Annotated in this window: 21 protein-coding genes and 1 other RNA gene; 3 read left to right on the top strand and 19 right to left on the bottom strand. The window is 38.1% G+C overall.

Going from position 1 to position 23673, the window contains the following annotated elements; translation table 11 throughout:
- Window positions 1–17: 17 nt before the first annotated feature.
- From BMX18_RS08170 to BMX18_RS08155, 4 genes are all read right to left on the bottom strand, one after another.
- Window positions 18–2408: a primosomal protein N' gene (locus BMX18_RS08170; protein WP_093816010.1), complete on the bottom strand. Its 2391-nt coding sequence runs from the start codon at window positions 2406–2408 to the stop codon at window positions 18–20.
- A gap of 134 nt (window positions 2409–2542) precedes the next feature.
- Window positions 2543–2857, bottom strand: coding sequence for a DNA-directed RNA polymerase subunit omega (gene rpoZ, locus BMX18_RS08165; protein WP_014334364.1), 315 nt, complete (start codon window positions 2855–2857; stop codon window positions 2543–2545).
- Window positions 2858–2880: 23 nt separating this feature from the next.
- Window positions 2881–3498 carry a guanylate kinase gene (gene gmk / locus BMX18_RS08160; protein ID WP_003063524.1) on the bottom strand — a complete coding sequence of 206 codons (618 nt, stop codon included), beginning with the start codon at window positions 3496–3498 and terminating at the stop codon, window positions 2881–2883.
- Window positions 3499–3657: 159 nt separating this feature from the next.
- Window positions 3658–5265: a ribonuclease Y gene (locus tag BMX18_RS08155; protein ID WP_039695894.1), complete on the bottom strand. Its 1608-nt coding sequence runs from the start codon at window positions 5263–5265 to the stop codon at window positions 3658–3660.
- 149 nt (window positions 5266–5414) lie between these two features.
- On the opposite strand from BMX18_RS08155, the gene BMX18_RS08150 reads away from it, so the two are divergent.
- Complete coding sequence (locus tag BMX18_RS08150; protein ID WP_039695895.1) at window positions 5415–5900, top strand: S-ribosylhomocysteine lyase; 486 nt, start codon at window positions 5415–5417, stop codon at window positions 5898–5900.
- A 92-nt stretch (window positions 5901–5992) separates the two neighbouring features.
- Here the strand turns inward: BMX18_RS08150 and BMX18_RS08145 are convergent, their stop codons facing one another.
- The 6 genes from BMX18_RS08145 to BMX18_RS08120 form a co-directional block, all read right to left on the bottom strand.
- Window positions 5993–6757, bottom strand: coding sequence for a (S)-acetoin forming diacetyl reductase (locus tag BMX18_RS08145; protein ID WP_093816008.1), 765 nt, complete (start codon window positions 6755–6757; stop codon window positions 5993–5995).
- A gap of 148 nt (window positions 6758–6905) precedes the next feature.
- A complete protein-coding gene (locus tag BMX18_RS08140) occupies window positions 6906–8447 on the bottom strand; it encodes a cell division site-positioning protein MapZ family protein (protein ID WP_093816006.1) in 1542 nt (513 codons plus the stop codon).
- Between the two features lie 63 nt (window positions 8448–8510).
- The gene (locus tag BMX18_RS08135; protein ID WP_093816004.1) at window positions 8511–9683 is read right to left on the bottom strand and encodes a THUMP domain-containing class I SAM-dependent RNA methyltransferase; all 1173 of its coding nucleotides are present in this window, start codon (window positions 9681–9683) and stop codon (window positions 8511–8513) included.
- Between the two features lie 168 nt (window positions 9684–9851).
- Window positions 9852–10217: RNase P RNA component class B (gene rnpB / locus BMX18_RS08130), an RNA gene on the bottom strand.
- 85 nt (window positions 10218–10302) lie between these two features.
- The gene (gene gpsB / locus BMX18_RS08125) at window positions 10303–10632 is read right to left on the bottom strand and encodes a cell division regulator GpsB (RefSeq protein ID WP_006531162.1); all 330 of its coding nucleotides are present in this window, start codon (window positions 10630–10632) and stop codon (window positions 10303–10305) included.
- Window positions 10633–10759: 127 nt separating this feature from the next.
- Window positions 10760–11278 carry an SLOG family protein gene (locus BMX18_RS08120; protein WP_074869957.1) on the bottom strand — a complete coding sequence of 173 codons (519 nt, stop codon included), beginning with the start codon at window positions 11276–11278 and terminating at the stop codon, window positions 10760–10762.
- Window positions 11279–11352: 74 nt separating this feature from the next.
- On the opposite strand from BMX18_RS08120, the gene recU reads away from it, so the two are divergent.
- On the top strand, window positions 11353–11961 hold the full coding sequence (gene recU / locus BMX18_RS08115; RefSeq protein WP_014334359.1) for a Holliday junction resolvase RecU: 609 nt from the start codon (window positions 11353–11355) through the stop codon (window positions 11959–11961).
- Window positions 11948–14164 carry a penicillin-binding protein PBP1A gene (gene pbp1a / locus BMX18_RS08110; protein ID WP_093816002.1) on the top strand — a complete coding sequence of 739 codons (2217 nt, stop codon included), beginning with the start codon at window positions 11948–11950 and terminating at the stop codon, window positions 14162–14164. Before recU ends, pbp1a begins: the two co-directional genes overlap by 14 nt.
- An 85-nt stretch (window positions 14165–14249) precedes the next feature.
- Here the strand turns inward: pbp1a and pepC are convergent, their stop codons facing one another.
- The 9 genes from pepC to BMX18_RS08065 all read right to left on the bottom strand — a co-directional run bounded on the left by pepC (window position 14250) and on the right by BMX18_RS08065 (window position 23558).
- Window positions 14250–15587 (bottom strand): aminopeptidase C, encoded by a 1338-nt coding sequence (pepC, locus tag BMX18_RS08105; RefSeq protein ID WP_093816000.1) that lies wholly within the window; start codon window positions 15585–15587, stop codon window positions 14250–14252.
- Between the two features lie 227 nt (window positions 15588–15814).
- Window positions 15815–16639, bottom strand: a complete 825-nt coding sequence (nadE, locus tag BMX18_RS08100) for an ammonia-dependent NAD(+) synthetase (protein ID WP_074561295.1) — start codon at window positions 16637–16639, stop codon at window positions 15815–15817.
- Window positions 16639–18099 (bottom strand): nicotinate phosphoribosyltransferase, encoded by a 1461-nt coding sequence (locus tag BMX18_RS08095; RefSeq protein WP_074561296.1) that lies wholly within the window; start codon window positions 18097–18099, stop codon window positions 16639–16641. The genes nadE and BMX18_RS08095 overlap by 1 nt, the downstream gene beginning before the upstream one ends.
- 246 nt (window positions 18100–18345) lie before the next feature.
- On the bottom strand, window positions 18346–19260 hold the full coding sequence (gene trxB / locus BMX18_RS08090; RefSeq protein WP_074565082.1) for a thioredoxin-disulfide reductase: 915 nt from the start codon (window positions 19258–19260) through the stop codon (window positions 18346–18348).
- A 66-nt stretch (window positions 19261–19326) separates the two neighbouring features.
- Complete coding sequence (locus tag BMX18_RS08085) at window positions 19327–19551, bottom strand: DUF4059 family protein (RefSeq protein WP_039695906.1); 225 nt, start codon at window positions 19549–19551, stop codon at window positions 19327–19329.
- Between the two features lie 82 nt (window positions 19552–19633).
- The gene (locus BMX18_RS08080) at window positions 19634–20377 is read right to left on the bottom strand and encodes an amino acid ABC transporter ATP-binding protein (protein WP_074561298.1); all 744 of its coding nucleotides are present in this window, start codon (window positions 20375–20377) and stop codon (window positions 19634–19636) included.
- Window positions 20377–21180, bottom strand: coding sequence for an amino acid ABC transporter permease (locus tag BMX18_RS08075; protein ID WP_093815998.1), 804 nt, complete (start codon window positions 21178–21180; stop codon window positions 20377–20379). The genes BMX18_RS08080 and BMX18_RS08075 overlap by 1 nt, the downstream gene beginning before the upstream one ends.
- A 14-nt stretch (window positions 21181–21194) precedes the next feature.
- Window positions 21195–22022, bottom strand: coding sequence for a transporter substrate-binding domain-containing protein (locus tag BMX18_RS08070; RefSeq protein ID WP_093815996.1), 828 nt, complete (start codon window positions 22020–22022; stop codon window positions 21195–21197).
- A 192-nt stretch (window positions 22023–22214) separates the two neighbouring features.
- The gene (locus tag BMX18_RS08065) at window positions 22215–23558 is read right to left on the bottom strand and encodes a DEAD/DEAH box helicase (protein ID WP_074565088.1); all 1344 of its coding nucleotides are present in this window, start codon (window positions 23556–23558) and stop codon (window positions 22215–22217) included.
- Window positions 23559–23673 lie beyond the last annotated feature (115 nt).

Genomic DNA, 23673 nt, shown 5'->3' with positions numbered 1-23673 from the left:
TATAGCATAGTGAGAGCCTACATAAAATTTTGTGGCTCATGGTCTATTACCAGTCGCAAGTCCTTATTTTCAGGTAATTGAGTCATGTCTAAAATCTGATTCAAGACACTTTCCAAGTGGTCCTCAAAGCGATATTTGACAATGATTTGATAATGATAAAGATTGTGCGTTCTGGCAATCGGCTTAGGCGTTGGACCGAGAATTTTAATTTTGTCAGATAAATGCTGACGCAAAATTTGAAGCAACTCAAAAGACTTACGCACAACGGTCTGCTCATCCTTGTGTGACAGAGTTAGGCCAACCGTAAAATAATATGGTGGGTAAGATAATTGCTTACGAATGCCCATCTCATAAGCATAAAAAGCTTCATAATCTTGCTTCTGGGCTAATTTGATGGCGTAGTGCTGTGGGTTGTAGGTCTGAATCAAGACCTCTCCTTCTTTTTCAGCACGTCCAGCACGCCCTGCAACCTGAGTCAACAGTTGGAAAGTTCGCTCAGACGATCTAAAATCAGGCAGATTTAGTGACGTATCCGCATTTAACACACCTACCAAAGTAACATTCGGAAAATCAAGTCCTTTAGCAATCATCTGTGTTCCTAACAAAATATCAGCCTCATGATTACCAAATTTATCCAGAATCCGCTGATGCGCTCCTTTTTGTCGTGTGGTATCGACATCCATTCGCAAGATACGAGCTTGCGGGAAAACTTCTGCCAATTCATCATAAGCTTTCTGAGTCCCAGTCCCGTAATAACGAATGCTACGACTATGACAATTTGGACAAGTATGCGGAATGGCTTTTTCAAAACCACAATAATGACAATTCATAGTCTTGGTATCCATATGAAGCGTCAAGGAAATATCACAATTTGGACACTCATCCACATAGCCACAATCACGACACATGACAAAACTTGAATAGCCACGACGATTTAGCATAAGCACCACTTGCTCTTTTTTCGCTAATCGATCTGCAATTTTTTCCAGTAGATAAGGCGTGTAGTTGCTAACTTCCTGCTGACCAACATAATCACGAAAATCAACAATGTCAACTTTTGGAATCTTAGCCAAAGGATTGGCACGGTGAGTTAACTGCAAAAACTGATAAACGTTACGGCTAGCACGCGCACGGCTCTCAATACTTGGCGTTGCAGACCCCATTAACAAAACGGCCTTATGATATTTCGCACGAAGCAAAGCCACATCGCGCGCATGGTAACGCGGATTCGATTCTTGCTTGTAAGTTGCCTCATGCTCTTCATCGATGATAATTGCGCCAATATTTTCCATTGGAACAAAGATAGCAGATCTAGCACCTACGACAACGCGAGCTTGACCCGATTTCATCTTTCGCCATTCATCAAATTTTTCACCATCAGACAAAGCCGAGTGCATAATCGCCACTTGCTTACCAAAACGTGAAATAAAGCGGTTAGTCATCTGAGGCGTCAAAGAAATTTCAGGCACCAAAACAATCGCTGTTTTACCAAGTTTCAAGACTTTATCAATAATGTGCAAATACACTTCGGTCTTACCTGAACCAGTCACGCCTTCTAACAAGAAAGGTTTAGACTCCTTGCCAATTTGACTAGTCACCTTTTCAACCACAGCAGCTTGTTCTGCATTTAACTCAAGAAAATCCGTCGTTGCAACGTCAAAGTATACGTCCGAACGTTTCTTCTCTTTTTCTAAAATAGTTAGCAGATGATTTTCCACAAAGAATTTGACAACATCACGTGAAAAGAGCTGGTACAAGTCTGTCAATTTTCCTGTTTCAGGATGCTCAAGCAAGTAATCACGTAACAACAAACGCTTCTTAGCTCTTGCTGAAATTTCTGCTTGAGCTAACTGGTCAGAATTAACTTGATAGAATTTTTCAGTTTTGATATTTTTCTTATCTTTAGCAAGATAATCAACTGAAATTTTTCCTGCTTGAACCAGTCTAGCAACTTTTTTAGCTTCTTCTTCAGATAAGCTTGAGTGAAGCCTGCTGTCTTTATCGCCAAATAAAGCCAATCGCTCTTCATCAGACAGCTTGTCTGTCGGCACCAAACGTTTATCGTATGTTGAATTGAGCAAATTAGGAATCATTGATTTCAAAATTGAAATCTTATAAGAAAAAACAGTATGACGCATTTGGTCTGCTAAAGCAAGCTGCTCTTCATTTAAAACTGGTTCAAAATCCAATACCTCGCAAATAGCCTTTAAATCACTGATATTATCGTCAATGCCCTCAGAAAATCCGACAACAAAGCCTTGCAAAAGACGATTGCCACGACCAAAAGGGACATGCACCCGTGAGCCTAACATGACTTGATTTTGCATGTCTTCTGGCACGAGATATGAGAAAGGCTTATCGGTCTGCATTAACGGCACATCAACAATGACCTGAGCGATTTTTGTCATAACTATCCTTTCTAAATAAACTCAAAAAATATCCTAACGAAAAAAAGAATAATCATCGCGATAAGTAAGCTTTTAAAATACTTGTTTACTTTATCACAATGATTTATTACAAGAAAAATCTAAGATAAAATACCTTAGATTTTTTCTCCTTCTTCTTTTTCTTTAGCGATTTGTTCTTTGATTTTACGTTCTTCTTCTTCTTTCGCCAAGCGTTCTGCTTCGATACGAGCATGTACAGCAGCACGTTTTGCTTCTGGATCTGGGTGGATAACAACGTTACCAGATTCAATTTCTTCAAGAGCTTGCAAAGTAGCTTTTACTGATTTGAATTCTTGAGTTGGTTTTGCACCAGCTTCAAGTTCGTGAGCGCGTTTAGCTTGAAGAATGCAAAGTGAGTATTTTGATGGCACTTTATCAAGCAAAGTGTCAATAGAAGGTTTTAACATCATAGCTTTTTTCTCTCTTCTCTCTTTTAGTCAATGTCTTTAATCATGTCGTTGTAACGTCCAATAACACGATCAACACGGAAATGTTCTGCTTCGATAATGCGTTTAACACGTTCAGCTGCCAAAGGCACTTCATCATTAACAACAGCATAATCGTATTCACGCATCAAAGCAATCTCTTCTTTAGCACGTTCGATACGTTGGCGGATAACTTCTTCGCTATCAGTACCACGACCGACCAAACGATCTTTTAATTCGTCCAAATCTGGTGGAGTCAAGAAAATGAAGACACCATCTGGAACTTTTTTCTTAACTTGAAGAGCCCCTTGAACTTCGATTTCAAGGAATACATCGATTCCTTTATCGAGCGTTTCATTAACGTAAGTCAGTGGTGTGCCGTAGTAGTTGCCTACATATTCAGCATATTCCAACATTTGACCATTTTTAATAAGCTCTTCAAATTCTTCACGAGTTCGGAAGAAATAATCAACGCCATCAACTTCTCCTGGACGCTTTTGGCGCGTTGTCATAGAAACAGAATACTCAAATTTATGATCAGGTGTTGAAAAAATTTCTTGGCGAACTGTTCCCTTACCAACCCCAGAAGGTCCTGAGAAAACAATTAACAAACCACGTTCGGTCATGCCACTCTCCTTATTATAGACTACAAGTTAAGACTTGCTTTTTATCAATTAGACTACAGTCTAGTATATCAAAGATAAGGCTATATTTCAAGGGAATTTACAAGCTCCTTCACATTAAAAAGAAGCACATCTAAAACGTACTTCTTCTTGTCTATTTCATTATTTTGCGTAATCGACTGCACGTAGTTCACGAATAACTGTAACTTTAATATTACCAGGGTAATCAAGGTTATTTTCAATTTTTTCACGAACTTTGTGTGCGATGATTGTTACCTCATCATCGGAAATTTTATTTGGTTGCACCATGATACGAATTTCGCGTCCAGCTTGCAAGGCATAGCTGTTTTGAACGCCATCGAAGCTCTTGGCAATTTCTTCCAAATCACGTAGACGTTTGATGTAGTTTTCCATAGACTCATTACGAGCACCTGGACGAGCTGAGCTAAGAGCATCGGCAGCTGCCACGATGACAGCAATGACACTTTCAGGTTCTACATCGCCGTGGTGACTTGCAATTGCGTTAACCACGATTGGGTTTTCTTTGTACTTACGAGCAAATTCTGCACCAATCTCAACGTGGCTACCTTCGACTTCACGGTCAATGGCTTTACCCATATCATGCAAGAATCCTGCACGACGAGCAAGCATAACGTTTTCGCCAAGTTCACTAGCAAGAATACCAGCCATCTTACCAACTTCAACTGAGTGGCGAAGAACATTTTGACCATATGACGTTCTAAATTGCAAACGTCCCATAATTTTAATTAAATCAGGATGCAAGTTTACTGCACCGATTTCAAAAGCAGCAGCTTCACCATATTCACGAATGCGGTTATCCATTTCCAAGCGGTTCTTTTCAACCAATTCTTCAATACGAGCTGGGTGAATACGACCATCTTGAATCAAAGCTTCCAATGTCATGCGAGCAATTTCGCGACGAATTGGATCAAATCCTGAAAGGACCACCACTTCAGGTGTATCATCGATAATGACATCAATCCCTGTCAAACTTTCAAGGGTACGAATGTTACGTCCTTCACGACCAATAATACGACCTTTCATACTATCATCAGGAAGATGAACAGTTGTAATGGTTTGCTCAGTAACGTATTCACCAGCCATTCGTTGCATGGCTTGAGCGAGAATGTTTTTGGCGAGCTTGTTAGACTTATCGCGAACCTCACGTTCAGCATCTTTAATACGAGTGGCAATTTCATGCGTCAAATTAGTTTCAGTTTCCGTCAAAATAATTTCACGCGCTTCTGCAATCGTCATCAAAGCTACACGTTCTAGTTCCGCTTTTTTCTGTTCTTCGAGTTCTCCGATTTGTTTTTCACGCTCATTAATGTGTCTAGATTTATCGGTTAGACTTTGTTCTTTACTATCCAACACTTTTTCTTTGCTGGTTAGATTTTCATCCTTGCGATCAAGAGAAGACGCTCGTTCTGTTAAACGAGTCTCCATTTGTTTTAACTCTTGTCTTTCAGATTTAAATTCTTTTTCAATCTCTTCTCGATATTTTCTAGCCTCTTCTTTTGCTTCGATCAGTAATTCTTTGCGATGAGCTTTCGTTTCTCGCTCAGCTGATTTTCTAATGTGCTCAGCTTCTAATTCAGCCTTGCCACGTAGATTCACAGCATCCTGTTCTGCATTTAAAAGAGTGAGTTCTGCAGCTTCTTTCGCAGACTTAAGTCTGATGGAAATCAGTGCATAACCAACTATCAAACCAATGAGGGCAAAAACAACCAAGATAATAATATTTGCCATGTTTTTACCTCAATAAAAATTTTAGATTTCATCTATAGAAAGCTACTTTCAAGTTTACCATAAATCGAGTTTTTTCACAATTTAAAATTGTAAAGCGTTTTACTAAAATTTATGATATGATTATTAGAGGAATAAAAAAGGAGTCTATTATGTCTAAAAAAGAAGTAACTGTAGAAAGTTTCGAACTTGACCATACAATTGTTAAAGCACCTTATGTCCGTCTTATTTCTGAGGAAGTTGGTCCTAAAGGTGATGTGATTACAAACTTTGATATTCGTCTTGTTCAACCAAATGAAAATGCTATTCCAACTGCTGGATTGCACACAATCGAACACTTGCTCGCTAAACTTATCCGTGAACGTATCGACGGAATGATTGACTGTTCACCATTTGGCTGCCGTACTGGTTTCCATTTGATTATGTGGGGCAAACACAACACCACTGAAATTGCCAAAGTCATCAAATCAAGTTTAGAAGAAATCGCTACTGTAACATCATGGGATGACGTTCCAGGTACTACTATCGAGTCTTGTGGTAACTACAAAGACCACAGTCTATTTACAGCAAAAGAATGGGCAAAACTTATTCTTAAAGATGGTATCTCAGACGATCCATTTGAACGTCACGTCATCTAATTCTTTTAAGTCAGCTAACAAGCTGGCTTTTTTTTACACCAAAAAGGACAGAGAAATGATTTTCCCTGTCTTTTTTGGGCTTTATAGATGTCTTAGTGGAATTGCATACCACCATCAACAATAATGGTTTGCCCAGTGATGTAATCAGAATCTGGTCCTGCTAGGAAACTAACAGCTTTAGCTACATCTTCTGGTTCAGATAAACGTTTAAGGGTAATATCTTTAGCAAAAGTTTGCATGCCCCATTCATCATCTTTACCAGCATTTTTACCAACTTCATGAGCAATATCAAACATCATCGGTGTTTTAACAATACCTGGTGCATAAGCATTTACCGTAATACCATAATCTGCCAAATCACGCGCTAAGGTTTGTGTGATACCACGAATGGCAAATTTACTACCACCATAAATCGTTAGATTTGGATTACCAACGACACCAGCTTGTGAAGAAGCATTGATAATTTTACCGCCATGACCTAATTTTTTAAACTCAGTCAAAGCAGCTTGAGCACCCCAAATAGTACCACCGACATTAATGGCAAAAGTACGTTCGAAGACTTCTTCTGTGATAGTATCTAAGGGTGTTGTCGGCGCAACACCTGCGTTATTAACAACTACCGACAAATCTCCGAAATGCTCAACAACCTGTTCAAAAGCCTTAGCAACTTCTTCACGTTTAGAAACATCTGCTACAACAGCATAAGCATCCTGTGGCGAAAGTTCTTGAACAGCTTTTTCAGCCGTTTCTCGGTTATAATCCAAGATTCCAATCTTAAATCCATCTGCGTGAAGACGTTTTGCAATAGCAAATCCAATTCCTTGACCTGCACCAGTAACAATGGCTACTTTTACCATAAATATCACCCCTTAATCTTTAAGTTAGATTAATTATAGCGCTTACAAAAATCACTGTCAAACTTTTTGAATCTTTTCACAGATTTTTTCATTACTTTGAAAATACAAACAAAAAAGGCGCCCTATTCTAGGAATCGCCTTTAAAAAATTAATAATCCAAAGCGTCAGAGTGACCTGAACCATTACCTACAAAATAACCTGTTTTACAGTTAATTGAGAAGAGGTAAGTTCCGTCTTTTCTAAACATGTTATAGTAACCATTACCATTGATAATATTAACTTTTTCAAGAATATAGTCATTTCCAGAGAAATAACCACGAGCTTGTGATGTTGAAACGATTTTTTCAAGTACACCGTCACCAAATGTCCAAGCTGGATTATTTGAATCAGCAATCGCTGAGTCGTTATAAGGAACACGACTCTTATCTCGTTGAAGATTTGAATTATCAGATGCAGGCGCTGCTGGTTTAGCTTCAGCTGCTTTATCATTGCTTTCTGTCTGGCTGGCAGAGTTAGCAGCTGCTTGCGCTTGGCTACTTGATTGTGCTTTAGCCGCTAATTGATTTTTACCATCAGTAATCACTGATTGCAATAAATTATCCAAGTTAGCGTCACCTGTATTCAAAACATCACTAGATAAGCTATCGAATTTGGCATCAGCTTTAACAGTTCCTGAAACTTTCTTACCATCAACAATTACGTCTTTTTCAAACAAAGCGTTGATTGCTTTAATAGCTGTAATGTGAGCTGCTACAGTATCGTATTGTTTTTTAGCAGCATCATAAAAATCAGTACCTTTTAGGTCATCCAATTTTTCTTTTAGGACAGAAATCTTGTCAAATTCGCTGTTTTTCAACTTCGTTTTAGTGTCATCAGTGAACAAAGCTGCATAAGCATCATCAAATGCTTTTTTGGCTTTTTTAGCTTTTTCTGCAGCATTTGAACTTGATGTCGTTTTTTTCTGGCTTGATGAAGTTGATGAGCTAGCTACTGTGGTTGTTGAATCTTTAGTGTAGTGTAGCGCATAGCCTGCACCAAAAATAGCGACAACAAGAGCTGCTAAACCACCAATGATAACACGTTTTTTCTTAGACGTTGGTTTGTTATCATCAGCTGAAAGAGCAATCGAAGTTGCTTCTTTTTCTGCTTTTTTAACCTCTTCAGCAGGAGCAGCTACAGTTTCTTCTTTTGCTTCTTCAACAGTAGCTACAGTTTCTTCAACTTCCGGAGTAGTTGTCTCTACTTCTGTTGCTGCTTCTTTTTCTGTGTCAACAGTTTCGACTTGTTCAGACTCAGGCTCAGCCTCAACCTCTTTAACTTCAGTCTCTTCAACGACTGGTTCGGCTACATCTTCTGATTCAACTTCTGATTTAGGGTCAGCAGTTTCCTCAAAAACGTCCTTACTAACAATTCCGCTGTTAACAAGTTCTTCACGTTGTTTTTTAATAAAGTTATCCAAAGCTTTTGTATCTAAATCTTCAAAATCAGATAACTTTGTTTCAAATTTTTGCGATGTTACTTCATCTCGGTGCTGTTTAATATACTTATCTAAAACGCCATCAGACTCAGTAATTCCAGCTTTCATTTCAGAATCTTTTCGAACAGCTTCTTCAATGGTTAGATTTTTAACATCTTCAAAGTTAAGCCCATCTTTTTCTTCAGAAGATGGCATGTCTTTTTTTTCTGACACGTTCTGGTCACCTCTCTAAATAAAATCTCAACTGCTTAACGATGTTGTTAAGCGCACTTTTCCTTACTTTTCTTTTGCTTGCGTGATAGCAGAGCGTTTAACACGTTCACCGTAAAATTGGTACAAATCAACTCTAAGAGTACCATTATACAATTTACGTTTTTTATCAGCTTGTGACCCGTATTTTCGTTCAAACTGTTCATCGCTGGTCAGAATAAATTTGCTCCATGTTTTAAGTGGCGCAAAGGTCTGTCCCATCTCATTATACAAGATGTCGACTGCTTTGTCATCAAGCAATCGCTCACCATAAGGTGGGTTAGAAATGATAACACCGTTGATTTTATCGGTTTTCAAGTCTTGAAGACGCATTTGTTTCAATTTGATGACATCGCCAAGCCCTGCTTCTTCTACATTTTTCTTAGCAATTTCAATCATGCGACCATCAATATCAAATCCTGAAATGTCAAGCTCGATATCGTAGTTAGCTTTTTCTTCAGCCTCATCACGAACTTTTTGAACCAAATCAGCATCTACCCAATTCCACTCTTCAAAGGCAAAATCACGGTTAAAACCAGGTGCGATGTTCATCCCAATCATAGCAGCTTCAATACAAAATGTTCCAGAACCGCATGTTGGATCGATAAATGGTTTATCTGGGTACCAGTTTGACAATTCAATAATAGCAGCTGCCATGTTTTCTTTAATCGGAGCGCCACCTTTTTCCACACGGTAACCACGTTTAAATAGACTAGCCCCAGTTGTATCAATCATAACGGTCGCTTTATCTTTCAAAATAGATACTTCAATTCTGAATTCCGCACCATTTTCTTGCAAAGGAACACCATCTGGACGGTGGTAAACTTTTTGAAGTTTTTTTACAACTGCTTTTTTACTGATAGCTTGAACACTTGGCTCATTGTGCAATTTTGATTTGACACATTTTGCTTTTGAAATTGGGAATTTAGCACCTAAAGGCAAGTAGTTTTCCCAATCTAATTTGTAAACTCCTTGGAACAATTCTTCAAAGGTACGTGCTGGAAATTCTCCAACAACAATTTTGACACGGTCAGCCGCACGAAGCCAAAGGTTTGTTGTAATAATCGTTCTAACATCCCCTTGAAAACGTACTTTACCATTTTCAACCTGGCAATCAATCCCTAAATCACGGATTTCGCGCCCAACAACAGCTTCAAGCCCTGCAGCTGCAGTCGCCACTAAATTAAATGTTTTTTTCATTCACACATTCCTATTTCATCAAAATACTTATCTATAAGTTTAACACGTTTTACTGGCTTATAGCTAGTAAAAATCAATTAATTTTCAAATACCAAATCAAGCCTCGATTTAGTATTAAAATACAAAAATAAAAGCTAGCCTAAGCTAGCTAGATACCTATATGCAATTTTCTATAAGCCATGTTTTGTTCCAGAGATAACTAGGTCTTATCTCCTTCGATAATCATCTGTCTACTGTTTCCAGTCAGGATAGATCGTTCGGATTCCTACTATCCCGTGCCCCTACCAAAGTTTGGGTTGCTAGCTTGAGGGGTTTACCGCGTTCCACTTCTCGAGTTTCCTCAAGAACTACGTCACTGTGGCACTTTTCAGAGCTATTTAGGCATATCAAAGACTTAGCCTTTTCACTCGCCGTAACATCACAAGATGTCCCTAGGCTTATTAATTCACCTAGCACAAACACTACCGGCATCACAGCCAGTGCTAGCATGGACTTTCCTCATGGTATTAGAATACCACGCGATTATCCAAAAATTGCAATTTATCTTTCTTACCTTCGTAAAGGAAGATAAGTCACATACAAACTCATTTAATAACTTTGTCGAAACCGACTAAAGTTATTATTCAGTGATTTGTTTACCAAAAACTTCTTTTTCCAAACGACTAATACGTTTCAAAATATCGAAGTTTGTTGCAGTTTGAGCAACACGTGCGTGCTCAGCCTGTGGAGCAACATAAGAAGTTGCTGGTGCTGCTTTTGGTTTAGCAGCCAATTCTTGTTTTAATTTTTCATTTTCAGCACGTAGTTCTTGAAGTTGAGAAATATAAGATTCATAATCTTTGATAACATCATCAAGGAACTCGTCTACTTCTTTTTTATCGTAACCACGCATGCTGGTTTTGAATTCTTGTTCAAAAATGTCCTTAGGACTAAAAATAATACTTGCCATTCTATCTCTCTCCAAACAAAACTATTCTAGTTAACCTTCGAATATGAAAACGTCATATCAAGATATATGTTACAGAAAATTTAGTGAAAAATCAAGCATTTACCTTTAAATCATTATTAAAAATTCATTACCAATCTTCAAGGAATTCATTAAGGCGATCAAAAGTTAAATACTGGATAGGATAGTTACCTTTTTCTCGCATGACTTCTACCAGATATTTCAGATTTGTTTCATTTTCTGGATCATAAAAAAGGTAAGCACCGTCTGTATTATCTACTAAAAATTGATTGTACGCTCTAAACTGACTTGGATTTTCATACTCTTTATAGGAATACTTCACAAAATCCACCTGTTTGAACTCACTCAACTTGACTTGATTGGCTTCGTTCCAATTATGACCATGATTTTCAAAAGTAAAAATAGTAGCAATACTAAAATCATACTCCTCTTGGAGCTCTTTTGCAACCTGTAATGCCCAATATTCAAATCCAAGGTTTCCCATAAAGATTAACCAATCAACTCCTTCATCAAAATAGCGAATCAAATCATGCCTAATCGCCTTCTTGATAATCTCGATTCGTTGGTCTTTTTCTTGAAAAATACCAAGTTCAAAACTCTTATAGCCCGTGACGAGAATTGCAGTCATAACCTGTTTCCTTTCTAAAAATATGTTATAATAGTAGTGCTTATATTGACTTAAGCATGAATGTTAGGAGTTTTATGGTTAATTACCCTCATCATCTTATTCGAAAACAAGCAGCCCCAGCTTCTAGGAAGAACACAAAATCAACGATTAACTTTGCTAATCGTGGGATGAGTTTTGAAGCAGCAATCAATGAAACTAATAATTACTACTTATCTCGTGATATTGCTGTCGTTCACAAAAAACCAACCCCAATTCAAATTGTAAAAGTTGATTATCCCAAAAGAAGCCGTGCCAAAATTGTAGAAGCTTACTTTCGCCAAGCATCCACGACCGATTATTCTGGTGTCTACAAAGGACGCTACATTGACTTTGAAGCGAAAGAAACGCGACAAAAGACTTCCATGCCCTTAAAAAACTTCCACGCTCACCAGATTGAGCACATGGAACATGTCTTAAAGCAAGACGGCATCTGCTTTGTACTACTTCACTTTTCGACACTTAAGGAAACTTATTTCTTACCTGCTAGTGCTCTAGTAGACTTTTACCAAATCAACCTCGGCACCAAATCCATGCCACTTGATTATATCAGAAAAAATGGGTATATGGTGACAACAAGTTCACTCCCTCAAGTTCCTTATTTGGACATTATCGATCAAAAAATATTAGGCGGTGATCACAATTAAAAAGAAAACAACAAAACACAGACGAACAAGCAATCCTGCATCTAAAGCAACTGCTCTTAAGGTGCTAAAATACGGTTTAATCACTCTGATGTCTTTGGTTGTTGCTGGTTTTCTAATTGGTGGCTCAATCTTTGCATTCTATGTTAGCAGCACACCAAAACTAACAGCGGCTAAATTATCATCAACCAACTCAAGTCTGATTTATGATACCAATGGAACTTTAATTGCTGACTTGGGTTCTGAAAAACGTGAGAGCGTATCAGCTAACAGCATTCCATTGAACTTGGTTAATGCAGTGACTTCTATCGAAGATAAACGTTTCTTCAAACACCGTGGTATCGATGTTTACCGTATCCTCGGAGCAGCGCTAAATAACTTTACAAGCTCTAGCACACAAGGTGGTTCAACACTTGACCAACAGTTAATCAAATTGGCTTACTTCTCAACAAGTGAATCTGACCAAACCTTGAAACGTAAAGCTCAAGAAGCTTGGCTAGCTCTTCAAATGGAACGTAAGTATACCAAAGAAGAAATTCTTACCTTCTACATTAACAAAGTGTACATGGGTAACGGTAACTATGGTATGCTAACAGCAGCTAAATCTTACTACGGTAAAGATTTGAAAGATTTGTCTATTGCACAGTTGGCTTTACTTGCTGGTATTCCTCAAGCTCCAAGTCAATATGACCCTTACACAAATCCAGAAGCTGCTCAAAACCGTCGTGATACTGTTCTTGCTGAAATGTATGAAGATGGTAACATTACAAAATCTGAATACGATACAGCTCGTGCTACTCCAGTCACAGATGGTCTGCAAACACTAACTGAATCAACAAGTTATGAACCTTATCTTGATAACTACATCAAAGAAGTTATCCAAGAAGTAAGCGACAAAACTGGTCAAGATATCTACTCAGCTGGTTTGAAAGTTTACACAAACGTTGATACAGAAGCTCAAAAATACCTCTGGGATATCTACAACACAGACTCTTATGTCTATTACCCAGATACAGACTTACAAGTTGCCTCAACTGTTGTTGACGTAAGCACTGGTAAAGTTATTGCTCAACTTGGTTCACGTAACCAAGATACAACTGTTTCACTCGGAACTAACCAAGCCGTTCTAACTGACCGTGACTGGGGTTCTACAATGAAACCAATCACAGACTATGCTCCAGCAATTGAAAATGGTGTCTACACAAGTACTGCTGCTGTCACTAGCGATAGCAAATACTACTGGCCAGGCACTTCAACTCAAATTTATAACTGGGACCGTCAATACTACGGCAACATGACCATTCAAACCGCTATCCAACAATCACGTAACGTACCAGCGGTTAGAGCCCTTGAATCTGTCGGCTTAAATAAAGCTAAATCATTCTTGGAAGGTCTTGGCATTTACTACCCACAACTTTACTACTCAAATGCTATTTCAAGTTCAACAAGTGATTCTAGCCAAAAATACGGTGCAAGTAGTGAAAAAATGGCTGCTGCCTATGCCGCATTTGCTAACGGTGGAATTTACTACGAACCACAATATGTCAACAAAATCGAATTCAACGATGGTACAAGTAAATCATTTAGCGCATCTGGTAGCCGTGCAATGAAAGAAACAACAGCTTACTTGATGACTTCAATGATGAAAACTGTTTTGACATACGGTACTGGTACGAGAGCTGCTCTCCCAGGTATCTACCAAGCTGGTAAAACAGGTACATCAAACTACTCCGATGATGAACTTGCTGAAATCGAAGAATCAACAGGTATTTACAACAGTTCTGTCGGAACAATGGCTCCCGATGAAATGTTTGTCGGATACACACCACAGTACTCAATGGCTGTTTGGACAGGTTATAAAAACCGTATGACACCAATTTACGGTAACGGTCTAAACGTTGCAGCTGATGTTTACAAAGCTATGCAAAGTTACCTCAACGAAAAATACGGTAGCGGAAGCGAAGACTTTGAAGTTCCTAAAGGTGTTTACACAAGCGGCGGCTATGCTTACTTAAGCGGCTCAAGCAATTACACTTATTCACCATCATCAAGCTCAGTCTACAGCAACATCTATGGTTCAAGCTCAAGCTCTTCTGAAGAAGCTTCATCTAGTCAATCATCTAGCGAAGATACTTCATCAACAGAAGCTAGCTCAGAAAGCAGCGAATCTACTGATACTAACAGCAGCACTGAAGGTAACGAATAATAAAAAATCACCCCTGCTTAGTCAGAGGTGATTTTATTGTGCCAAAAAACGCTAGCTGATATCAGCTAACGTTTTTAGTTTTATATTATTTGCTTGCAAGAGCTCCCATTGGATCCCAAGGTGCAAGAACGATTGGTTCAGCTTCATAAGCAGCGCGTTCTTCTGCTGTCAAGAATTCTTTACGTACCACGATTTGGTATGTGAATTCATCCATCCAAGCATCTGAAGCAACAAAGTAACCTTTGTTACCAACTTTATCTCCCCATGAATTTTCAACTTTCCATTTAAGAGATTTGCCATTTTCGTCCAAATCAACACCTGTAAGGACCATAGCGTGTGTCATCAAGCTTTCGCTGTAATCAAGACGACCTGCTTTATCTTGTGTGAAGTTGATATCCATAGCTGTTGCAAAATCGTAAACATTTGTTGCCATGATACCTTTTTGACGGTCTGAAATTTGGCCAACATCAGAACCAAACCAAACAGTTTCACCAGCTTGCATTTGTGCGATAGCCAATTCTTTGAAACGTTCCATATCAAGGTTGATGTAACGAACATCACGGCTACCAACCACGTTACCAAGCATTTCAACAGTGTATGATTTACCATAAGGTTTATCAGCTGTTGGGGCATTGATAACTGATACGTATTCAGAAAGATCTAAACCAACGTATTTTTTGAAGAATTCTTGTGGTGTGATATTTTTATCTGAATGATAGTTATTATCTTTATCACGGTAAGCAAAATCAAATGTACGTGGTGGCAAGCCAAGATTAATAGATAAGAAATTGAAGACTTCTTGAAGAAGAGCTTCTTTTTTAGCTTGAACAGCTTTGTCATCAGCACCTGCTGCAATTGCTTCACGCAAAATTTGTGCGTCTTGACGCAACAATTTGTTAAGGTATTGGTTCAATTCACGACTGTTGCTTGATGAAATTGATTCTGGGTAAGCAGCTTTTGGCACAACACCGTATTTTTCAAAAAGAGCAACAACCATATCCCATTGACCACCATCTTGTTGTGGCACATCAAGTAAGAATTTTACTTTACGGCTACCAAGTTCTTGGTCTGCTGTTGCAATAACTTGTTCTAAGAACCAGTTTGATTTTTCGTATTTGTCCCAGAAGAATGTGTGAGCTTGAGAAAGTTCGAAGTTTTCCAAGTTAAGGTCTGAGATCATTTTATGACGGAAAGTATTAAGAGCTGCAAACATCCAGCAACGACCTGAAGCTTTTTGGTTAGCAACTTTATCTTTTGTTAAATCAATTGAAAAAGCGTGGTCGTTTTCCATTTCACTTTGACGTGTTTCAAGAGATTTTAACAACCCATTGTGAGTTACAGCATTTTCAACAGCACGCAATTTGCTATCAGCTTGAAAATCAGCAAATAGCTTATCAGTAAATGTTGATGATAATTCTGACATAATTCCTCCTATAATGTGGCTAAGTTCTCATGTAATATTTTCTGACTTAACCTAACTTAACTAATAACCATTATAGCGCTTATTAGGCATTTTTCAAGAGAAATTGTAGAACTTTTTGAAACTTTCAAAAAAATGTGTAAACTTTCATAACAGAATGTGTCGGAATTTTCAAATAATAATACTAAAACCAAACAAAAAGCCCAAATAGGGCTTTTGATTTTGAAGTTTTATTTCCAGAAATCGTCAAATACTGTGATTGGCAAGTGACGTTTGTGTTCTGTTTTGTTCCACCAGTTTTCGATTTTAGCTTGTGCTTCTGCTGAAACTGTTTTACCTTCAAGATAATCATCGATATCGTTGTAAGTAACGCCTAGTGCTACTTCATCAGCGATACCAGGACGGTTTTCTTCTAAGTCAGCTGTTGGAATTTTTTCGTAGATAGCTGGGTCAGCACCAAGCTCTGCCAATAATTGTTTACCTTGACGTTTGTTAAGGCGATAAAGTGGAATCACGTCAGCACCACCATCACCAAATTTTGTAAAGAATCCAGTGATGTTTTCTGCAGCGTGGTCAGTACCAATAACAGCACCACTATTTGCACCTGCTACAGCGTATTGAGTAATCATACGTTGACGAGCTTTGATGTTCCCTTTGTTAAAGTCAGAAACGTCAATACCAGCTTTTTCAAGTTCATGAACTTGTCCATCAACAGCTTCTTTGATGTTTACAGCAATGCTAACATCTGGTTTGATGAATTTAAGCGCACGTTGTGCATCTTCTTCGTCAGCTTGAACACCGTATGGCAAACGAACTGCGATGAATTTGTAGCTGTCATCACCAGTTTCAGCACGCAATTCTTCCATAGCGATTTGTGCCAAACGTCCTGCCAAGCTAGAATCTTGACCACCAGAAATACCAAGCACATAAGATTTCAAGAAAGAGTGTTTTTTCATGTAATCTTTCAAGAAATCAACAGATACACGGATTTCTTCTTTAGGGTCAATACTTGGTTTAACACCCAATTCTGCAATGATTTTTTCTTGTAATGTCATTACTTAACTTCTCCTTTTTGTTGAGCTTCTTTGCGAATACGGTCGATAAGATCCATTTTGTTTTGCCAAACTTCTTGTGACAAGTCAACTGGATAATCTTGTGGGTTAAGTAGACGTTTGTATTCGTCCCAAAGTTTGTCGTATTCTTTGCGAGCATAATCTTGGATTTCAGCAAGTGTTGGTAAATCGTAAACCAATTCACCTTTATCAAAGATATCAACAAGGAGAGGAACAGCTTCGAAATCTTTTACTGTTTTATTGATGTAAGTGTATGTTGGGTGGAACATGTAAACTTCATCAAGTTGGTTAACATCTGTATCAGTGAAAGTGATGTAGTCACCTTCTGTTTTATTTCTTTCGCGACTTGTGATGCGCCAAACTTGTTTTTTACCTGGTGTAGACACTTTTTCAGCGTTGTTAGACAATTTGATAGTGTCTTGCATTACACCGTTTTCATCTTCGATTGAGACAATTTTGTAAACAGCACCAAGAGCTGGTTGGTCATAAGCTGTGATAAGTTTTGTACCAACACCCCAAACGTCAATTTTGGCTTTTTGCATTTTAAGGTTAAGAATGGTATTTTCATCCAAATCATTTGAAGCGTAAATTTTAGCATCTGGGTAACCTGCAGCATCCAATTGTTCGCGGATTTTTTTAGACAAGTAAGCCATATCACCAGAGTCGATACGAACTCCAAGGAAGTTAATCTTGTCGCCAAGTTCATTGGCTACACGAATAGCTGCTGGAACACCCAAACGAAGTGTATCATAAGTATCAACCAAAAAGACGCAATCTTTGTGAGTGCCTGCGTAAGCCATGAAGGCTTCATAGTCATCACCGTAAGCTTGAACAAGAGCATGTGCATGTGTTCCAGACACTGGAATATCAAACATTTTACCAGCACGAACATTTGATGTGGCATTAGCACCACCGATTACAGCAGCACGTGTTCCCCAAATTGCTGCATCCATTTCTTGAGCACGACGGCTACCGAATTCTAACAATGGTTCGTCATTAATAACTGAACGAATACGAGCAGCTTTTGTGGCAATCAATGTTTGGAAGTTTACGATGTTAAGCAAAGCTGTTTCAACCAATTGACATTGTGCCAAAGGTCCTTCCACTTGGACGATTGGTTCATTAGCGAAAACAAGGTCACCTTCTTGAGCTGAACGAATGGTTAATTCTAATTTAAAATCTTTCAAATAAGCGATGAAATCAGCTGGATAACCTAAATCTTCTAAGTAAGCAATATCTGTTTCTGTAAAACGAAGATTTTTAAGGTATTCAACCATACGTTGCAAACCAGCAAAAACAGCATAGCCATTTGAAAATGGTTCTTTACGGAAAAAGACTTCAAAAACCGCTTTACGGTTGTGAATGCCTTTATCGAAATAAACTTGCATCATGTTAATTTGATACAAATCCGTGTGGAGAGTTAAACTATCATCTTGATACATGTGGTATCCCCTTTTTAAAAATATCGACCCAATGCTAGTCTTATCATATCTGGTTTTAACAACCTCTGCTAGCATCTGTCAAAAGATTAATTATCCCCCATATTATAGCACAATTACGAGAGACTGGCTAAAACTTTGTGAGGTTTTGCGCAAAGATTTGAAAAAAATCTGACTTTCAGAAAAGTTTTTCACAATCTTTCTACCTTTTCAGCCACTAAAAAACCGAGATAAAATCTCGGTTTTCTGTTATTTCATATTTTCAATATATTGATAAACACCTTGTCCAGCAATAGCGCCATCACCAACTGCTGTTGTGATTTGGCGAAGTTCTTTCTTACGCACATCACCGATGGCAAAGATACCTGGAATAGCTGTCTTCATGTGGTCATCTGTAATAACCCAACCAGCTTCATCTGTAATACCAAGTCCTTCAACCATTTTTGAAACTGGGTCAACACCAACGTAGATGAAAATACCACCAAACTCATGTTCACTGATTTCACCAGTTTTAACATTTTCTACAACAACACCTGAAACCTTGATATCATTTCCTTTGATTTCTTTAACAACGGAATCCCAGATGAAATTGATTTTCTCGTTAGCAAAGGCACGGTCTTGCAAAATCTTTTGCGCGCGCAATTCATCGCGACGATGAATAATGGTTACTGATTTTGCAAATTGTGTTAGATAACCAGCTTCTTCAACAGCTGAGTCACCACCACCGACAACTAATAAATCTTGGTTACGGAAGAATGCTCCATCACAAACTGCACAGTATGACACCCCACGGCTTGTGTACTCTTCTTCACCAGCTACGCCAAGGGCACGGTTTTTAGCACCAGTCGCCAAAATAATTGTCTTAGCTTCATAAGTAGCATCTTCAGTGATGACGCGCTTAACATCGCCAGCATCTTCAATGCTTTTGACGATACCATAAATATTTTCCACACCAAATTTTTCAAGCGGTGCGTGCATTTTCATTGACAATTCTGGTCCAGAAATGTGATCGTAACCTGGGTAGTTTTCAATTTCTGATGTATTATTCATTTGCCCACCAGGAGCACCTTGTTCAATAATACCAACTTTCAAGTTAGCACGTGCGGCATAAAGACCAGCAGTCATCCCTGCAGGACCTGAACCAATAATTAATGTATCGTACATGTATTTTTTACCTCGTTTTATCGATTATTTTTCTATTCTATCAAGCTCATCTCTAAAACACAATTATTATGCTTTAAACATCAATAAAATGGCCATAAAGGCAAAAGAAAGAACTGGAATGACCATAATAGATATCATCAAAATATCATACAAAAAAGCTTGGCGTTCTTTGGCTGTTTTATCATATTTGCGTCTAGCTCGCCAAAAATTCCAAAAAACACCAACTAAAAAAACACTGATAATTGATAAAAGTAATCCCTGAATATAGAGACTAAAAATTTCTAAAAACATATTTCACCTTGCACTCGTATTCTATTTTGCTCTAAAAAAGCTGAAAAAAACTTTCAGCTCTTATTATATCAAATCTGTGTCTTTAAATATACGTTTTTGTATAATTTGCAAAGAATTCTTTGGTTCTTGCTTCTTTAGGATGTTTAAAAATCTCTTCTGGTCGACCAGCTTCAAGAATACGTCCCTTATCCAAAAAGAGAACTTTATCAGCCACTTGATAAACAAAATTCATATCATGGCTCACCAAAATCATGGTTTGTCCTGCTTTTGCAGCATCTGCAATTGATTTTTCCACTTCTCCGACCAACTCTGGATCAAGGGCAGAAGTAGGTTCATCTAAAAGAAGGACATCAGGTTTCATGGCAAGTGCTCGCGCTAAGGCCACGCGCTGCTTTTGCCCACCAGATAAATGCCTTGGGTAATGATTCTCACGATCAGACAAACCAACTTTAGCTAATTCTTCTTTAGCAATCTTAGTTGCCTCAGCATCTGATAGTTTTTTGACAATCTTTAAGCCTTCTTTGACATTTTCAAGTGCGGTGCGGCGTTCAAAAAGGTTAAATTGCTGAAAAACCATGGCCAGTTTTCGACGCAACTCAAGCACTTCTTCTTTGGTGATATTTTGAAAATCAACCTTGAAATCATCAATAGCAATACTCCCATAGTCAGCTTGCTCTAAATAATTCAAACTACGTAAAAACGTTGACTTTCCTGCTCCAGATGCTCCAACAAGGGCCAAGACTTCACCCTTTTTAATAGCCACATCTAAACCATCTAAAACCTTCTGACCAGAGAATGCTTTTGTTAAATTTGAAATCTTAATCATTAGCGAATATCTCCTGTTATCGTATCTTGGCTTATTTTTGGAGTATCAATAGCCATTTTTTTCTCAATTAAACGCCCAATTTGTTCGATAATAATACTGATAATCCAGTAAACCAGAGCGACCGAAATATATCGTTCAAAGTAACGATAATCTGACCCACCTAAAATCTGAGCTTGGGCAAACATTTCAACAATTCCAGCATTAAAGGCTAGTGATGTTCCTTTAGTTAAGCCAATTAAACTATTAATCAAAGTTGGTGTGGCAATCACCGCAGCGTTTGGAATAATCACACGGCGATAAACCTGAAATGAAGTCATTCCAAGACTACGTGCAGCTTCGATTTCGCCAACATTTACAGCTTGAATGGCCGCACGAATGGTCTCACTGGTGTAGGCAGCTTCATTAAAAGCAAATGCTGTCACAGCAAAGACCGATGCAGGAATGGCATTGATATTCCAATCAAATCCGTATTTTAGTTTAAGAAATTTTAAAAAGAGTGGAATGCCGTAATAAGTCAGCATCAACTGAACCAAAATCGGTGTTCCACGTAAAAAACTAACAAAAACAGCTTGAATAGGATACAAAATCTTTGGGCGATTGATTTTCACAATAGCAAAGACTAAAGCTAAAATCAAACCAAAGAAAGCACCTGCTAAAGTCAATCCAAGAGTTGTCGGCAAATGTCCCAGCAAATCAGGAATGGCATAAAAAACCGCACGCCAGCTAAAGAGCTGACCTTCAGGTATTTTTTCAACTAACTTATCATACCAAGATAAGCCGGTTGTAAGTATTGTAAAAGACATGAATACTCCTTCTTTTAAGATTTAACTGATGAGACAAAATCACCGCCAAAGTAAGTTTGACTTAATTCAGCTAATGTTCCATCTTCTTTTAGAGTTTTAAGGCGTTTATTAACGAATGCTTGCAGTTCTTTACCATCACTAGTATCAGCGAACAAGAGATATTCTAGTCCATCGTTTTCACCACCAACTTTTTCTTTAACATTAGTTACTGTTAAATTAAAGCCTTGGTCTTCAGTCAAATAATTTGATGAAATGGCATCATAAAGAATAAAATCAATCGTTCCATTTTCAATGTGTTGAACACGTGTCGTTAAACCAGTTGAACTTGCTGCATACTTGATTTTAATCGGTTCTTTATCTGGATTATCTTTGTTCCATTTTTCCAAAACTTGCGCGTAATTTGACCCTGAAATAACTTCCGTTTTTTTACCCGATAAATCATCTAAACTATCATAGCTTGTCCCTTCAGCACTCGTAATCGCATAATTGGAATGTGAAATTGGATCTGAAAAAAGGTATTTTTGCGCACGCTCTTCATTGTAATTAAAATCATTTGCCGCAATTTGATAACGGTCTGCATCCACACCCGTCAAAATAGAATCAAAAGCTGTTGTCACAAACTCCACTTTGTATTCCTTTGAGTCCTTGAAAATAGCTTTTACCACATCGATATCATAACCTTTAAAGGCTTTATTTTCCTTATAAGTAAATGGTGCTGTATCTGAGTCGGTTGCTACTTTGATGAGCTTTTTACCACCTGATTGCGTCTGAGTTGAGCAAGCTGAAAGCACCAAAGCAACTACCGCTAAAAAGGCTACTGTTAAAAGGTTTGTCTTTTTCATCTCTCTTCCTCTTTTCTAATCATCTTTGTTACAGTCTACCAAACTTAGAGGCGCCTGCCCAATATATATTTTCTATGACCTCGATAGAGAAAAACTATCATGAAATCAAGCTAAGTTCTTGACACGGTATTCTATGCTTTTTTTGAACCTAAAAAAATAGCCTGAAACTTTTGTTTCAGACTACTTTTGATATTAGAAAGTTTGTTTTCTTGCTTTACGTTCGGCACGCCCTTTAGCACGGTTAGCGGCACGGCGTTCGCGTTTGCGTTTTTCATCAACTTTCCATTGAATTTTTTTCTTGTAACCAGGTTTGATTTTTTTCTTTTTCTTCTTAACCAAACCAATCATCTCAGTATCAAGTTTTTGATATGATTTTTCACGGTTGGCACGGCGATCACGATCATAAGTATCTTGGAATTCACCATTTTTAAGCATTTTCGGTACAAATTTAATACCTAGTTTTTCAAGTTCACGAATATCTGAATCATCACTTGGTTGGTACAAAGTAATCGCAATACCATTCAAACCATTACGTCCTGTACGTCCAACACGGTGAACAAAGAATGACAAATCTTGTGGAATCGCATCGTTGATAACGTGACTAACCCCTTCAATATCAATCCCACGCGCTGCCAAATCTGTTGCCACGATGTATTCGTAAGACAGTTTTTTGATTTGGTTCATCGTACGTTTACGTTCACGTGGTGGAATACCACCGTGGATTTTAGCCACTTTCAAACCGTTTGACACAAGGTAGCTGTGCAATTCATCCGCACGTTCTTTGGTGTTCACAAAAATCATAGCAAGGTATGGGTTAAGGGCTTTTGTGATTTCCAAAATTTGAGCATTTTTATCACGACCTTTAGTGGATACCAACCAGTTATCGATGGTATCTGCGATAACTGTTGTTGTCTTGATTTTTTCCATGACAGGATTTGTCAAATATTTCTTCAAGAATGGTTGAAGTTTTTGTGGAATAGTTGCTGAGAAGACCAAAATTTGAACATCTTTTGGCAATGTGCTAGCAATCTTATCAACCGTATCAAGGAATCCCATATCAAGCGTCATATCAGCTTCATCAACGACAAAAGTGTGTGCCTTGTAGATTTCAAGGTCGCCAGATTTAACCAAATCATAAATACGACCTGGTGTTCCGATGACGATATGTGGTTGAGATGATTTTAGTTTCTCAATTTGACGAAGTTTATCTGTCCCACCAACATAATTTGCTACACGGATTTCTGCTTCAGATTTATCCGCAATTTGTTTTGTAGCTTGATAGATTTGTGTTGCCAATTCACGGCTTGGTGCTGTGATAACAACTTGAACGTTGTCGCTTGTTTCATCTAATTTTTCAAAGATTGGTAGCAAGAAAGTGTGTGTTTTCCCTGAACCTGTTTTAGATTCACCTACCAAATCACGACCTGAACGTACAACAGGAATTAATTTTTGTTGCACTTCTGTCGGATTTTTGAATTTAAGCTCTGCGAGTGCCTCACGGATGTAGGGCTTAAAATTAAAATCGTTAAAAGACATGTTTTACCTCAATTTCTTATCTCATCAAGTGTTACTTGAAATTTCTCTATATCTGTTTATCGTTTCATCCCTAGCTAAGAGCTGCTAGGTGAATTTTTTCATTCCTTTCTATTAT

The sequence above is a fragment of the Streptococcus sp. 45 genome, from assembly GCF_900108865.1.
GTDB lineage: Bacteria > Bacillota > Bacilli > Lactobacillales > Streptococcaceae > Streptococcus > Streptococcus ruminicola.
This window is presented reverse-complemented; position numbering and strand designations above follow the sequence as displayed.

Bases quoted from the DNA above. Each gene is read 5' to 3' on its own strand.
- BMX18_RS08170 (WP_093816010.1), bottom strand. From the start codon at position 2,408: ATGACAAAAATCGCTCAGGTCATTGTTGATGTGCCGTTAATGCAGACC.
- rpoZ (WP_014334364.1), bottom strand. From the start codon at position 2,857: ATGATGTTAAAACCTTCTATTGACACTTTGCTTGATAAAGTGCCATCA.
- gmk (WP_003063524.1), bottom strand. From the start codon at position 3,498: ATGACCGAACGTGGTTTGTTAATTGTTTTCTCAGGACCTTCTGGGGTT.
- BMX18_RS08155 (WP_039695894.1), bottom strand. From the start codon at position 5,265: ATGGCAAATATTATTATCTTGGTTGTTTTTGCCCTCATTGGTTTGATA.
- BMX18_RS08150 (WP_039695895.1), top strand. From the start codon at position 5,415: ATGTCTAAAAAAGAAGTAACTGTAGAAAGTTTCGAACTTGACCATACA.
- BMX18_RS08145 (WP_093816008.1), bottom strand. From the start codon at position 6,757: ATGGTAAAAGTAGCCATTGTTACTGGTGCAGGTCAAGGAATTGGATTT.
- BMX18_RS08135 (WP_093816004.1), bottom strand. From the start codon at position 9,683: ATGAAAAAAACATTTAATTTAGTGGCGACTGCAGCTGCAGGGCTTGAA.
- gpsB (WP_006531162.1), bottom strand. From the start codon at position 10,632: ATGGCAAGTATTATTTTTAGTCCTAAGGACATTTTTGAACAAGAATTC.
- BMX18_RS08120 (WP_074869957.1), bottom strand. From the start codon at position 11,278: ATGACTGCAATTCTCGTCACGGGCTATAAGAGTTTTGAACTTGGTATT.
- recU (WP_014334359.1), top strand. From the start codon at position 11,353: ATGGTTAATTACCCTCATCATCTTATTCGAAAACAAGCAGCCCCAGCT.
- pepC (WP_093816000.1), bottom strand. From the start codon at position 15,587: ATGTCAGAATTATCATCAACATTTACTGATAAGCTATTTGCTGATTTT.
- nadE (WP_074561295.1), bottom strand. From the start codon at position 16,639: ATGACATTACAAGAAAAAATCATTGCAGAATTGGGTGTTAAACCAAGT.
- BMX18_RS08095 (WP_074561296.1), bottom strand. From the start codon at position 18,099: ATGTATCAAGATGATAGTTTAACTCTCCACACGGATTTGTATCAAATT.
- trxB (WP_074565082.1), bottom strand. From the start codon at position 19,260: ATGTACGATACATTAATTATTGGTTCAGGTCCTGCAGGGATGACTGCT.
- BMX18_RS08085 (WP_039695906.1), bottom strand. From the start codon at position 19,551: ATGTTTTTAGAAATTTTTAGTCTCTATATTCAGGGATTACTTTTATCA.
- BMX18_RS08080 (WP_074561298.1), bottom strand. From the start codon at position 20,377: ATGATTAAGATTTCAAATTTAACAAAAGCATTCTCTGGTCAGAAGGTT.
- BMX18_RS08075 (WP_093815998.1), bottom strand. From the start codon at position 21,180: ATGTCTTTTACAATACTTACAACCGGCTTATCTTGGTATGATAAGTTA.
- BMX18_RS08070 (WP_093815996.1), bottom strand. From the start codon at position 22,022: ATGAAAAAGACAAACCTTTTAACAGTAGCCTTTTTAGCGGTAGTTGCT.
- BMX18_RS08065 (WP_074565088.1), bottom strand. From the start codon at position 23,558: ATGTCTTTTAACGATTTTAATTTTAAGCCCTACATCCGTGAGGCACTC.